Below are 13952 nucleotides of genomic sequence, written 5' to 3'. Positions count from 1 at the left end.
TTAACGAATCAAAGGTTTGGTTTAGTGCTTGTATTTATTTGTAAATCAATTAGTTGTGAGCCCTACAAATAGAACAAATAGCTCAAATAACACAAATTGTGATTCGCGCGAGGAAAAAGGCTTTTAGAACTTGGTGATGGGCGATGCGGCGCAGCCCAAACAAAAACAGCAAAGTCGTAGAAGCCAGTAATTTGCGAATATTAAGTAAATTATATGTAATTGGTAATCAATGGTATCTGTTAGCATAAATCCCCAATTCGGTGCCAGCTTTGTACTGAAAAATGCCCCTTTAGACAGCCATTTTCCTGGTATTTGTACCTTCCTGGCCGTATTGCTACCCGAATACACTACCGAGCTTCTATGGCTACTTTTTTTCACTGGTTATTCGTCCTGCTTGGAGCTCTCTTATTCGGTTTTATCACGCAGCTCGCAGCCAGCAAACTGGAACGAGCACTACCCGCTGTATCTCGCGGCCTGTACCGAGCCATTGGCTTACGGGAGCCCCCAGACGAGCCGTTTGATTCTTTTGGCCGGTTTGTCGGGTTGTTCCTGCTCGCTGGTATCGCCTCCACCTGGTTAGGCGGGCTGGCCACGCTGCTGCTGCTGGCCTGGTTGGGCTGGAACCTCTACCGCAGCGTTTCCAGCCCCCAGAATGCCGCGCAGGCCGCAGGCGGGAACCAGCCGCTGAATTTCGTGCTGCGCACCACCAGCGGCCCCGTTGTGCGTTTAGGGAACCCGTTCCGGGGCACCTTCATTGCCGGCGGCGCGGGCAGTGGCAAAAGCAAGTCGATTATTGAGCCCATCCTGCAGCAAGCGGGCGCGGCCGGCCTAACGGGCGTCGTCTATGACTTCAAGTTTCCCACGCTGGCCGAGGAAGTAGCCGGCAGCTACGCCGGAGGGGCCGTAACGCCCTACTTCGTCAACTTCACCGACCTGAGCCGCAGCCACCGAGTAAACCCGCTCGCCCCGCAGCTGCTGGCCACCGCCAGCTTTGCCCGCGAGGCCGCGGCCACTATCATCACCAACCTCGACGCCAAAGCCGCCCAGCAGCGCAATTTCTGGATTCAGTCGGGCGAGGTGCTGCTGGCCGGCTGCATCTGGTACTTGCGCCGCAACCACCCCGAGCAGTGCAGCTTGCCGGCCGCCGTGAGCATGATTCTCGAGGCCGACGCGCCGCAGTTGCTGGCCACCCTGCAGCAGGACGAGGAAGTGCGCGGCCTCATTGCCTCGATTGCCAGCGCCAGCAAATCGGAAAACACGCTAGCCGGGGTATTCTCGACCATTCAGAATTACCTAGCCGTGCTCAACACGCCGGAGATTTTTTGGGTGATGAGCGGCGACCAGGTGCCGCTCGACCTGAACCACGCGCAGACGCCGGGCGTCCTGGTGGTGGGCAACGACCCGGCCCTGAGCACGACCTTTTCCCCGCTCATTTCCCTCATCGTGGCCACAGCCATCAAGCGCCTGAACCAGCAGGGCCGCTTGCCGAGCCTAGTGCTGCTCGACGAAGCGCCGACCCTCTTTATTCCCAACTTCGCCCAGCTGCCGGCCACCGCCCGCAGCAACAAAGTGGCCACCGTGTACGCCGTGCAGGACGTGGCCCAGATGGAGGCGCTGACAAGTCGGCAGGAATCGGAGATGATTCTGGCCAACCTCGGCAACCAGTTTTGGGGCCGCACCACCAACACGGCCACGGCCGAGCGGGTGAGCAAAATGTTCGGGAAGGTGGACAAGGAATATCGCTCCACGACGTCGGGCAAAAGCAAGAGCGACCCCCTGAACATTTTCAAGCCGAGCACCCGGACCACGAGCACCAGCAAGTCGGTGAGCATCCAGCAACGCGACAAGTTGGAGGCCCAGCAGGTGATGCGCTTCGACGTGGGCGAGTTCGCGGGCCTAGTGGTGGAGAGCCGCCGCCCGGAGTTCCGCGCCACCTTCCGAGCCGAGCCCAGCAAGGCCGTAAAAATTGCCCCGTTCCAGGAAGCCAGCCCGGCCGAGGTCGCCCAAAATTTCGGAACCATCAAAGCCCAGGTGCGGGCCATCGTAAGCGGTCCGGCCAGTCCCAGCCAGGAGCCCGAGCAGCCGGTACTGGCCAGCTCAGCGACAACCCCAGCACCAAGCCACCCAACCAACGACGAGGACGAAGGACCGCTAGCTGGCCTGTAGGGTAGACCAGAATCGGGAACAGGAAGGTAGTACATTTTGGAGAACCGGGCAGCGGCTGGCCGATTCCTGAGCACTGACCAAACCTATCCTTTCGACTTGGGAGCAACCAGGGAAGAGCCGCTAGGTAACTCCTAAAAGCTAAGCTGAGGACAGGCCAGGAAGCAGGGGCAGCCGGGAGGCAGTACCAGGTGCGGAGCGGCTTTTCTTCCCTCTTGTTCTGCTAGCCTAGTCAACCGGAACCGGGAAAGGCAACCCCTTAACGGCGCGGACGTACCCCTACCATCGTCGTTCTGGAACAGAAGCGAGCAGGAACGCTATTCGCTGCACTTCATAGCGTTCCGCTCTATGTTAGGTAGTTGATAATCAAACAAAAGGGAAAATATAATGAACTCATAACGAGTACATGCGTATGCAAGCTACTGATTATCAATACTAATTTGAGTTCAAACGCGAGTTCATGGATAAAACAATACGGGCCGAGGCCGCCGCTTACGAAGGCTTCCGGCAACTGGCCAAGGAGTACGAGCTGAGCAACCCCGAGCTGCTGGCCGCGATGGTGCAGTACTTCCGGGTGACCAAGGCCGACCCGCGCCAGCCTACCGGCCCGGACCTGACCACGAGCCTAGCCAAGCTCACGGCCAAGCTCGACCAATTGGATAAGCGTACCATTGGATTTATCCGGGAGCAGGAGAAGGCCTATCTAAAGCCCATTCTGACCGACGTGCAGGCCCTGCACCAGTGGGCCACCGGCCCGAATGACTTGACCGAGCCCCAGCTGACGGACGTGGAGCAGTGGCTAACGGCGGTGGTTCGCAAGGGCTTCAAGCCGGAGTACCGGCACCCGAACCTGCTGAGCAGTGCCGCCCCCAGCTACGCCGCCCTGGCGGAGTTGGCCCCGCTGCGCAAGGTGCTCACGACCGTACTCGGGCGGGAACTGAACCCGGCCCAGTTCATTCCGCGAGCCTCCACGCCGACGCCAGCCCCCGCTACCCCACCGCCCCCTGCTTCCACCAATCCGCCCGCCTGATGGTTGCCAAAATTCCGAGTTCCGGCAAAGGCCTGTCCCAGCGCACCGGCAGCTGCGCGGGCCTAGTGGAGTATCTAGAGAAGGAGGTACAAGGGCAGTGGTTCAGCCTCGACCGGGAGGACGTGCCCGCCGCCGAGGTGGTGGCCACGCTCGACCGCAACAAGCGCAACCTGAACCGCGACGCCGACAAATACTACCAAGTGATACTTGCCCCGAGCCAAGCGGAGCTGCGCCACATTGGCAGCTCCCTGGAGAAGCTACAAGACTACACCCGGGCGGCGATGGAGCAGTACGCTTCCAATTTTGGGAAAGGTATTGAGGGCCGCGACTTGGTGTACTTCGCCAAAGTGGAGCACGAGCGCACCACCGGCCCCCAGGACCGGGCGGTGCAAGTGGGCGAGGTGAAGCGGGGCCAGACCAAGGAAGGGGAGCAGACGCACATTCACGTCCTGGTCAGCCGCACCGAGAACCTAGCCCGCTACACCGAGCGCAAGCAGGCCGGCGAGCTGGACCGGAAAAACCCCTACCACCTGAGCCCGCTGACTAACCACAAGGACACGAGGCGCGGGGTAGTGGTGGGCGGCTTCGAGCGCAAGCAATACTCGGAGCGGGTAGAACAGGCCTTTGACCAGGCGTTCGGCTACGAGCGGCCCCTGAGCGAGACGTTCCGCTACGCCCACACGATGCAGCACGGCACCCCGGAGGAATGCGCGGCGCTGCGCGGCCAGGCCCTGCGCGAGCAGCAGCAACGCCAGGCACTGCAGCAGGCCGCCGAGCAGCGGCAGCCGCAGCAGGCCGTGGCCGAGCAGCGCGCCGTGGCCCCGGTACCCGCGCCGGAGCAAGCCGTTACCCCTACCGTCGAGCGTCCGGCCCCCCAGATAAAGCGCAGCCGGGGACTTGGTATGTAACGCCCCCGCCAGTTGCCGATGCCTATATTTGCGGCCTATTGTTCCGCACACCTATTGCCCTTGGAGAGCTTGGCTAACCGCCAGGCTTTTCTTGTAAAATAGCCTCCTAAAAAGCCCCTTTATACCGGCAAAAAGGGGCTTTTTTGCGTATAGTAGGGAATGACAGGCACTCAAAAAAGACAGCTTCAACGGCAGTTTTGCCGCCATACTCGTCCGCTGAAAACCTTCCGAGGCGACCCCACCCGGCCAGCCTACACCCTGTACAGCTGGTGGGACTATCCGACCTACTTAGCGGGCATGAACGAGCTGGACGAGTTGCTGGAACAGTGGCCCAACAACCAAGCGCGCACGGTGGCGCTGCTGGGCGTGCAGCGGGCTTTCTACGAGAACGGGGCACCCCATTGGGAACAAGAGGCGGTATGGGCGGAGAACCGGGAAAACGTCCACGCGCACATGCTGGACTGGCGCCGCATGATGCGCCGGGTAGAGCCCGGCCGAGCCGCCCGCTTCGCGGAGCACCAAGCACTGGCCGAGGCCGCGCTAGCCGAGCGCCAGCGCCGCAAGCAAGGCCCGCCGACCGGCAAGGGGCCGCACCGCTCCCCCCAGGCTCCCCGGCAGCCGAAGGCCCTGAACTTCGCCCCCGCGCAGCCCCGGCCCCACAACCGACCCGCCATGCGCCCCCGCTACACGGCCGCGCAGCTGCGGCGCGACCCGCAGGCCTACCAGGCATCCGTGCAGGAGCTGGACGCGCTGCTGCAGCGTTGGCCCTACAAGCGGAACCGGATTCTCTACCTGCTGACCGTGCACGAGGCGCTGGCCCAGCGCGACGACCCAGCGGCCGACCCGCCGCACCTCACCGGCCACGAGCAGGCCGAGCGCGAGGCCCGCAGCTGGTTGGCGTGCCGGAGGCTGTACAGTAGATAGGCCCTGCTTAGCGTTGTTTTCCGTTCCTAGTCTAGTACGCCCCTTGCTTCCCGCCTTAGCAGGTCCAGCAGCTGCGCCGAGTCGGCAGTTTTCCCCTATTTGTTTACCGATGGATACAACGGAACGATTTGGTCCGGCCGAGCAGACCCCGGCCCAGCGCCAGGCGCTACTCGATGAAGTGGAAGCCCTGAAAGCCGCCCAGGGCTTGCCCCCGCTGAGCCCGTTCGGCCAGCGGCTGTACCGGCGCTACGTGGCCGGGGAGTTGAGCTTGGCCGAGTGCAGCGCGGAGCTGCGCCGGTACTACGACCGGGCGTAGGGCTTAGCGTGTACATCCGCCCCGTTGGAAGAAGGCCCAAAGCGGAAAAATACCACGGCCAGGCGGCGGGGCCGTAGGGCAAAAAACCGCACCGATTCCAAGAGTGGTCCGAGAACCGTTTTTATGTTAATCAACTTTTCCCAGGAACCAGAGAGGAAAAGCATCTACCCCAACTACCCCTAAAATCCAGTTTTATTAGTCTGAAGAAGTGATGATGGGGATTTGAAATAGTGACAGGTATTCTACCTTTAGCACATGAATTTCTCCTTCGGTCTTCCTGATACTCATCCTATTCGCCAAGCACTTGCCCAACTTAATGGGTCACAATTCTACCGGTGTGCTTTGCAGGTTAATCCTTTCGCCTATACCAAGGAAAATGGAAAGGCAAATGACTATGAGACAGAGGAAGAGTATAATACTGCATTTGTATCTGCTTTGCAGGAGGCTAATATTGATGTCATAGCTATCACTGATCATTGGCGAGCACGAACAGGAGCAGGTTTACAGGAAGCGGCTAAAGCTGCTGGTATTACCGTGTTCCCAGGATTTGAGGCGGCAACTAACCTTGGACATCATGTACTCTGTATTTTCAATCCAGGAACAGATTTGTCTCGATTGGATCTACTGGCCGGCGAGTTACGTGGTATCACAGGGCCGGTACCTAATGGTGACAATGGAGACGGTGTAAAGACGATGGACGATTTAGTCCATAAAGTGCAGACAGAATGGGATGGTATCTGTATTGCTGCCCATGTGACACTTGCTAACGGCATCTTATGGGATGGTGGAGAGCGTAGCAGTAAACCGTGGAAATGCGACAAGCTTTATGCAGCTGCTATCCCAGGCGGCATTGCAGATCTACTTCCAGGAAAGTTAGATATAGCTCAAAATGGCCAGGCGGACTATCACAGAAAGCGATTAATGGCATTGATTAATGCAGGCGATATCAATGGCCCTGAGCAGGTAAGCAAAGCCGGCGCATCTAGTAATATAAAGCTGGCTGAACTGACAGTCGAAGGTTTACGGCAAGCCTTTCTGGACCCTACACCACGCATCCGCCTCGATAGCGAAACGGCCCCTGATGGCCATATGGAAATACTTGGTGCGGCCTGGGAAGGAGGCTTACTTGACGGTTTGAGGCTTCACTTCAATACTAACTTAAATGTCCTTATTGGAGGAAGAGGCACAGGTAAGTCCTCTATCCTAGAAACATTGCGTTATGCATTTGACTCGCCCGTAGCAGGGTTAGAAGCTCGCCGTAACCACGATAGCCTTGTAAAAGCGATGTTGCGGAATGGTGGAAAAATTTCAGTGGCGGTGCTGCGCCATACGCCTGCACCAGTGGCATACCTTATTGAACGTGCCTACCCCGGACCGGCGCAAGTGCGTGATGAAAACGGCGACGTGCTGGACGTGAAGCCAATAGATGTGCTGCGACAGCTTCCGGAAATTTATGGTCAACACGAAATCGCTGAATTAGCCAAAGACCCTACACACCTAACTACGCTGCTGAAACCCTTTTTGCCTGCTCGGGCAGCCGCTACTGCTATTCAGAAAGAAACTCTGCAAAAAGAATTAGGTGAAACACGTCAGCGCTTGCTAGCTCTAGAAAATGAAATAGCAGTTAATGACGAGCGGTTATCCCGCTTACCAGCTCTAAACTTGCGCTTGGCCGAATATGAAAAAGCGGGTCTGCCATCTAAACTAGATGCCAATACACGCTGGCAACGGGAGGGTACATTGTTCCAAATTGGCCGCACACGACTCAAGCCTGTACAGGAGGCACTAGAGGTGTTGCGGGGAGCTTATCCACTTGACCATGATGGATTAACTCCTGCTGCACTTGCAGGCCTTCCTAATGCCGAACTTTTAGCTAAAATAGGTGAGTCACTTCAAAATGTAGAGGCCATCCTTCAGCGCACAACTACTGATTTGGAGTCTGTGTTGACCGCGACTCGTGCACAGATAGACGAAGTACAGAGGACATGGAAGCCTCTGCGTACAGCTGCTGATGAAGAATTGCAAGCTCAACTCCGTGCCTTGCAGGCTGACAAAATAGATGGTTCTGAATACCTGCAGCTAGCTAAGGACATTGACCAGCTTCAACATATTGAGAAGCAGCAAACCGTGCAACAGGCTGAATTGGAAGGCCTACGTCAGCGTAGACGCAACTTACTAACTGAGTATCAGGGGTTGTTAGGTGATGAGCAGCGCGACTTAGTACGCACGGCAAGTCAGGTTACAAGCAAACTCGGGAACCGAGTTAGAGTGCGAGTAACGCACCTTACGCCCCGTAGTGAATTGGTGAAATTGGTTCGGGATGCTATGGCAGCTAATAACCAAGGTGGACAGAAGTACAATGTAATCTTAGATGCCCTGCATAATAAAGCTGACCTTTCATTGGTAGGACTAGCTGAGGCTTGTCGCCGGAGCGAGATAACGATACTACGACAGGATTATGGGCTGACTGCTGGGCAAGCAGAGCAATTGGCTGGCATCGGTGGAGATGCTTGTATGCGATTGGAAGAATTAGACCTTCCATCCTCTACTGACTTAGAATTAAACGTGGCAGAAGTTGGTGCATCTGAATCAGTATGGCGTCCTCTGGCTGAGCTGTCGGTAGGGCAAAGAGCAACTGCTGTATTGCGGCTTCTGCTACTGGATTCAGCTGTCCCACTGATGATCGACCAGCCTGAGGATGATCTTGATAACCGCTTCATTGCTGATGATATCGTTCCTATCATCAAAGATCAGAAGCAAAAGCGTCAGTTTCTGTTTGCCACTCACAATGCTAACGTACCAGTATTGGGAGACGCAGACTTAATTGTTGGGCTAGCATACGAGCACGACCACATTCGAATTGGCACTAGTGGTGCTTTGGAGACACCGCCCGTCCATCAATTAGTTGAGAAGGTGCTTGAAGGAGGTAAGGAAGCTTTTGCTCGACGTCGCGCTAAGTATAATTTCTAGTCATTATTTCTATCAGATAATATGACCAAAACAGAGCTAGCCGCCCAGGGAGCCCCCGGCCACGACCCGCGCACCGGCCACTTGCGCCCGGTCATCGAGTATCTGCTAGCTCAGGGCAACCGCCCGGCCCAGTGGTGGCACGATGACGGGTGGCGGTCCGACCCGGGGGGCGAGTTGCACTACGCCTTTACCGACCCCATCGACGCGGCCCAGCTGCGCGAGCACTTTGCCTTCCCGGCCTCTATCGTGCTCGATGAAGCCGGCACCATCCGGGACGGAGTGAACCGGGTAGATATTTACCACCAGCAGCCCCCGACGCCGTTCAGCTTTGAGCAACCGTAGTAATTGTAAAACGCAAAAGCATCTTACTATCAGTAAGATGCTTTTGCGTTTTACGCCATGCTAGCGGATAAAACCTATCCTTTAGACACCCAATAGGATGCTGTCAGCAAGAGCAAGAACCCTAGCTAGTTCACCCGGATATTCCGCCTCAGGGCATAAATGAGCCTGTTTGGCCAGCTCGCTTAGTTCTACGTGCCGAGGCTCCGCCGCATCGTAAGGAGGCAAAGTCATGTGTTTGAACACGTCGCCTAGTTGGATGGAGATATAATGGCTTTCTATGTACTCTTTCACACAAGGAGCATTGAGTAGGCCACACAGGAAATAGGCGGGCGCTTCCTCGTAGAAATCAGCGAAAAATAGCTTGTGGTCAGGTATAAACGGTTTGTTTCCTTGTAGTGGAACAGGTGCCGAAGTCACCACAGCAGCCCCAAACTTTCCTTGCTCAGCCCACACCACTTTGTAAGGCGCAAACGTGTAATTGCCTACCGTGTAAATGGCATAGAAGGGGGCATTCTTCATTCGGAGCCGGTAAGTAGAGCGCCGTTCAAGCGTTGCCTGATAGGTTTCAAAGTACCGGAGCGTGAGAGGCAAAGTACCCTCTACTAAGTCGGCAGCTGCCTCATAATTTCGGCGTAGAATGCCTGTATTTGGCACAAATACAAACCATTCGTGCTCACGAGTGAGGCGGCAAGGGGCAATGTCAGAGGCTCCTTTAAGGAGGGGATACAGCAAATCAGGTTCAACCCAAAACCGACGTTTAGGGCCAAGGTCGGTTTTGCCTGCTTCCGGCCGGGTTTCGATTTGGACGCGATTCAGCCCAGCATTTTCGGCCAAAATGGGCACGAAATAGATTCCGTTAAGGTCGGCCGTTATACCCTTGCGACCCTGCACCCAATCACAAGTGCCTTGCAGAATGTCAAGCTGCGCATGGCGGCCAGGTGGGAGGATAGCCCAGGGCGAACCGATTCCGCCTACTGGATTGGCCTCCATGGTTTTAAACTCAATGCGCGCCATAACCTGCGCGGGCGAACTTGCAGCAGGAATATTTCTTGAAGCCGTCCCGATGCGGTCCCATACTCGATACGTCACCGGATAGGGACTGCGACCGGTTTCCGTCTTTTGAAAGACAGCGACAGCCGTACTATTTGCAGCGTCTGCAAATGGTTTAAGAGCCTTTAAATCATCTATTTCAAGTGGAATTAGGTGCATCGTATCATTGATGCGGAAGCGCCGGAATCCTTCCGATGAAGGATTTTGAAACAGTGTCTGCGTGAGCACAAACACGAGCTTTCCTTCTGGCTTTAACCACTTATCCGCCACCGTGTAGGTAATCAGCCCGGAAATATCCAGGGAGTTGCCCCCGCTGAAGGGAGTAGAAGAAAAGATGTCGTACTGCTCACAGGTGGGCTTTACCCGGTCCCGGTAGAGTGCCGGCAGGTTGGCCCAGCGCACCCATGGTGGGTTGCCTACTACGATATCAAACTGGCCAGCCGTGGCAGACCAGAAGAAATTGCGCACAATGCGAAACCAGATACCGTTCCAGTTGCGACGGTGCAGGGCTAATACGTTGCCGTAGGTTTGGCTTAGTGGCCCGGTCCAGCTGCTTACCTCACTAGCCGTTAGAGCATGGCGGCGCACCAATGCTTGCAGCGCCTCAGCAGGTTCATGGTTTCGCTCAATTTCAGCCCCCAGAACAGTAAACACCCTATCAAGGCGCACCCGGTCAAGCGCAAGCTCAGCCGGCAAAGCTACTTCTAGGTCAGCTACTTCCGAACCAACCCGATAGCGTACCACGTCTTCCGCCTCGTAGGGCTGGCGGGCCGGCGAGTACACCGCATCGGCCAGGAGCACCGGAACTTCAAACTCATGGCCAGGATTAGCGGCCAGGAGGTCGGCCACGGCAATAAGGTAGTTCACCCGTGCCGTTTGCACCGCCAGTGGGTTCAAGTCAAACCCCCATACCGTGTGAGCCAATTCTTGCAGCAATTCAAGGCTGCCAGTACCGGCAAGCACTGCTGCGGCCCGTTTACGTCGGATTGCTTCAAGCAAAAACGACCCAGAGCCACACGTAGGGTCGAGTACCCGCACCCCTAGCCACGAGGCCGGCGTTACCTTGTCTACACTGTATTTTACCAGCCAGTCGGGAGTATAATACTCGCCCAGGCTTTTGCGAAGCACCTCAGGAACAAGGTTTTGGTAAAAGCTTTTAAGTACGTCGTTCGCTTGGGCAGCTTCTAGCTTGTCGGTGCGATACAACGACAGCCTAGACAGTAGAGCCCGAATAGCGGCCAGCAATGGCTGGCCCGTAGCCCCCTCTTGGAAAGCGGAGAGGTACCAGGAGAAAATAGCTTCTTCAACAAACCCCTTTACTCCAGCTGCATTGAAGTATTCTCCCCCCTCAACGTCGCGGGCCAACAGACCAGGCAAAGCAGCTTCATCCTGAGCCAAGATGCTTTGACTGAAAAAACGAAACGAGGTAAGCCCATGGCTCGCTATAATTTCAGCTGCCAGCAGCTTCATTAAAAGCGAGTTGTAGGTATGGATGATGAATAGGCTAGCCGGAATTAGCAACTCTTCCGGCACCTGCACCTGAAATCTGAGCTGCGCCTGGCTCGCAGCAGCGGCACGGCGGGCAGCATCCGAAATTTGCCCATAGAGTGTGCGCCACTCTTGGAAGAGCATGGTGATTTTGTTCCCGTCTGGTTCAGCCAGCGCGGCCGAAAGCAGAGCGGCTAATTCCCGCATTACGGCCATACCGGCCGGAGAATTAGGCCCAAAGTCTTCTATTAGGTTCGAGCTGGTGACAGCCCGGAGGAAGTTCGCCTGAATGGCGTCAACTACCAATCCCACGGAAGTAGCCGACAAAGGGTATAGTGGGCCAGGCTCTAGCTGGCCATTTACCCACTGAGCAAAGGCTAGGTGTTCGCCATCAATAGCAATGCCTATGTAGTTGCTAGCGTCGAGGCCATCCTGACGCGCTGCCCTTGGAATGTATTTGGCCAGGCGGTCGTCCATGGCTTCCTTGAACTTGGCACTATCTGTTCGGCCGTAGAAAAGCCCCTTATCCTTGAACTCAATAATGAGGTTATTGTAGCTAGAATCACGGCGGCCACGCTCTAGGTCGAAGGTTATGCCCAGCGCCTGTTGTAGGGTGGTAACCCAACCAACTCGTACTTCCTCTTCATTTTGCCAATTAGAGCTTTTGTCCCGTAGCTCTACAAAAATCTGTTCATTCGTCATTGTGGGCAGTGAGGTGCGAGGCAAAGTCTGGTGGGTTAAGTTTTCAATCTATAAGACTAACAAAAGTAGCAAGCTAAATCAGTTAGCGGCGTAAATGCAAGCACTTCCTGAATAGGCTCGGTCGCAGCGGTATGGTATAGGCAGCACCCTCATTGTATAGTGTGCACTATTGTAAAATTCTGGCTAATAGTGTATTGTATTGCGATAACTAAACCTGATGTTTAGTTGCACAAATTCAATCGGGCTATTTATTGCTAGTTTAGCTGTTAAACTAAACGTTTAACAGAACCCGATGAGCCAGCCGAAGGGAGCAACAAAACCGGAGTTAAGTATAACTCCTGATGCAGGAGCCGCAACAGAACCTGAGTTGAGTTTAACAATTCCTGAAAACGCGGCAACAGAACCGGAGTTAAGTTTAGCGCCTGTTGAAACGGCCGAAATAGAGCCGAAACAAAACACAACAAAACCCAAAGCGAAGGGTGGGAGGCCCCGTAAGGCCCCAGATACCGGCCTTTGGGCCATTAGGGGGGTAGATTTGGAAACGCGGGCCATCGTGGAGAAAACCGCTCAGCGTGCCGGTAAGACGATGGGCCAGTTTGTAAATGAAGACGTGCGTTCCTTCTGTCAGGGCCAGCTCACTCAATCCCAGTTGCCGGCCAGCCCCCGCGACCTGCAGGTGCAGGTAGAGCAGCTGACCCAGCTAGTCGAAGGGATTGCCGCCCGCATGGCTGAGCCCGCCCGCAAGGGATTTTGGCAGCGGGTTTTTGGCAAATAGGAGAGAGGTGAGGCCTCGCTTAGCGGGCTTTGGTGGGCTTGTCAAACAGTGGCCCATTGCTGGCTTTTTTGATTCCGAGAACAGTGAGCAGCAGACCCGAGAGTGAATGCGATTTGGTGTATTTGCCGGTTTTCAGGTCGTGGGCAAACTTGTTGCAGGCGGCAACGTGCGCCGGGCTGCCTAGAATTTGTGCCACCAGTTCGGGCGTGGTGATGCTCAGCTGCGCGAGCAAGCGGCCGGCGTTCTCGACCTGGTGTGCGGCCACCCCCGGCAGAGGTTGCGACGTGGCCCCCAGGTCGGGCAGTGTGGCCACCACGTCCACGGCTTGCGGTTTGACCGTGAAAACTACATTCTTGAAGGCACGGCCCTTTTTTTCCAGCGTGTAGCCGATGCTCAAATCTGTATGCTCGTTGATTTGCTTAACCGCTACGTCGAGCACCTTTTTCTTGAACATTGAAACCTCGGCGTACTCTTCTTTGCCCTTTGCATCCACTAGGCCGAGCATTTTCTTGAAGTCCAGCAGGTCAAATTTCTTGGTTTCTCCTACATCCTTCCACTGGCTGCAAATGGTGTAAATACGCTTTGCATGCTTGCTAGTGAGGCGAAGCGCCGACAGCAGCTCAAAGCTGGTGAAGTTGTTTTTGAGGTCGAATAGATAGGGCCGAATAAGTTCAGACAGCCTTACCTCAATCCGTCCTTCTCCAATCATGTACTTGACGCCTTGGAACATCCAAATTTGTTCGTAGGTCTTTTCCGTCATGACCTCAAACATGCGGGAGCCCATTGCTTCCGTCGCCTTACGCAGATAATTGTAAGCGTACTTCTTGCCGGTAATTTCGCTAAGGTCCTTTACTACAATCTCGTATATCCCGGAGGTGTCATCCTTACGAAGTTTAGAAAGCAAATAGAAAAACAGGTCCATTTGCAACTCACTATACTCGTAACGAGCAGTCGTAATAGCGTTATGGTGACGAACTTCTAAGGGAGTGTTCATAGCCTACACATGGGTTTACGGGCAATATTACGCAAAGACGAACTAATAAAAATAACCGTTCGTGTTATAAGTTGTAATTAACGAATCAAAGGTTCGGTTCAGACGAATCAAAGGTTCGGTTTTGACGAATCAAAGGTTCACTTTCGCGAATCAAAGGTTCGGGTTAACGAATCAAAGGTTTGGTTTAGTGCTTGTATTTATTTGTAAATCAATTAGTTGTGAGCCCTACAAATAGAACAAATAGCTCAAATAACACAAATTGTGATTCGCGCGAGGAAAAAGGCTTTTAG

The 13952-nt window shown here is 55.1% G+C and carries 10 protein-coding genes; 8 read left to right on the top strand and 2 right to left on the bottom strand.

Translation table 11 applies throughout. The features are described from left to right. Positions 1-543 precede the first annotated feature (543 nt). From KLP40_RS20790 to KLP40_RS20760, 7 genes are all read left to right on the top strand, one after another. Positions 544-2166 (top strand): type IV secretory system conjugative DNA transfer family protein, encoded by a 1623-nt coding sequence (locus tag KLP40_RS20790; RefSeq protein ID WP_246559074.1) that lies wholly within the window; start codon positions 544-546, stop codon positions 2164-2166. Positions 2167-2623: 457 nt separating this feature from the next. Next, positions 2624-3193 (top strand): BfmA/BtgA family mobilization protein, encoded by a 570-nt coding sequence (locus KLP40_RS20785; protein WP_215595764.1) that lies wholly within the window; start codon positions 2624-2626, stop codon positions 3191-3193. Continuing rightward, on the top strand, positions 3193-4101 hold the full coding sequence (locus KLP40_RS20780; RefSeq protein ID WP_215595763.1) for a DUF5712 family protein: 909 nt from the start codon (positions 3193-3195) through the stop codon (positions 4099-4101). Before KLP40_RS20785 ends, KLP40_RS20780 begins: the two co-directional genes overlap by 1 nt. A 297-nt stretch (positions 4102-4398) precedes the next feature. Continuing rightward, complete coding sequence (locus KLP40_RS20775) at positions 4399-5025, top strand: hypothetical protein (RefSeq protein ID WP_215595762.1); 627 nt, start codon at positions 4399-4401, stop codon at positions 5023-5025. 109 nt (positions 5026-5134) lie between these two features. After that, positions 5135-5341 carry an antitoxin VbhA family protein gene (locus KLP40_RS20770; protein WP_215595761.1) on the top strand — a complete coding sequence of 69 codons (207 nt, stop codon included), beginning with the start codon at positions 5135-5137 and terminating at the stop codon, positions 5339-5341. A gap of 255 nt (positions 5342-5596) precedes the next feature. Next, positions 5597-8311, top strand: coding sequence for a TrlF family AAA-like ATPase (locus KLP40_RS20765; RefSeq protein ID WP_215595760.1), 2715 nt, complete (start codon positions 5597-5599; stop codon positions 8309-8311). A gap of 21 nt (positions 8312-8332) precedes the next feature. Continuing rightward, positions 8333-8653: a hypothetical protein gene (locus KLP40_RS20760; protein WP_215595759.1), complete on the top strand. Its 321-nt coding sequence runs from the start codon at positions 8333-8335 to the stop codon at positions 8651-8653. 81 nt (positions 8654-8734) lie between these two features. Here KLP40_RS20760 and KLP40_RS20755 read toward each other — a convergent pair whose 3' ends face one another. Then, positions 8735-11893: an N-6 DNA methylase gene (locus KLP40_RS20755; RefSeq protein WP_215595758.1), complete on the bottom strand. Its 3159-nt coding sequence runs from the start codon at positions 11891-11893 to the stop codon at positions 8735-8737. 292 nt (positions 11894-12185) lie between these two features. Here KLP40_RS20755 and KLP40_RS20750 point away from each other — a divergent pair, with 292 nt between their 5' ends. Then, complete coding sequence (locus KLP40_RS20750; protein ID WP_246559072.1) at positions 12186-12668, top strand: hypothetical protein; 483 nt, start codon at positions 12186-12188, stop codon at positions 12666-12668. Between the two features lie 19 nt (positions 12669-12687). On the opposite strand, the gene KLP40_RS20745 is transcribed toward KLP40_RS20750, so the two are convergent. Further along, positions 12688-13662 carry a replication initiation protein gene (locus KLP40_RS20745; protein WP_215595757.1) on the bottom strand — a complete coding sequence of 325 codons (975 nt, stop codon included), beginning with the start codon at positions 13660-13662 and terminating at the stop codon, positions 12688-12690. Between the last annotated feature and the right edge of the window lie 290 nt (positions 13663-13952).

This window comes from Hymenobacter piscis (assembly GCF_018760735.1).
Classification (GTDB): Bacteria; Bacteroidota; Bacteroidia; order Cytophagales; family Hymenobacteraceae; genus Hymenobacter; species Hymenobacter piscis.
This window is presented reverse-complemented; position numbering and strand designations above follow the sequence as displayed.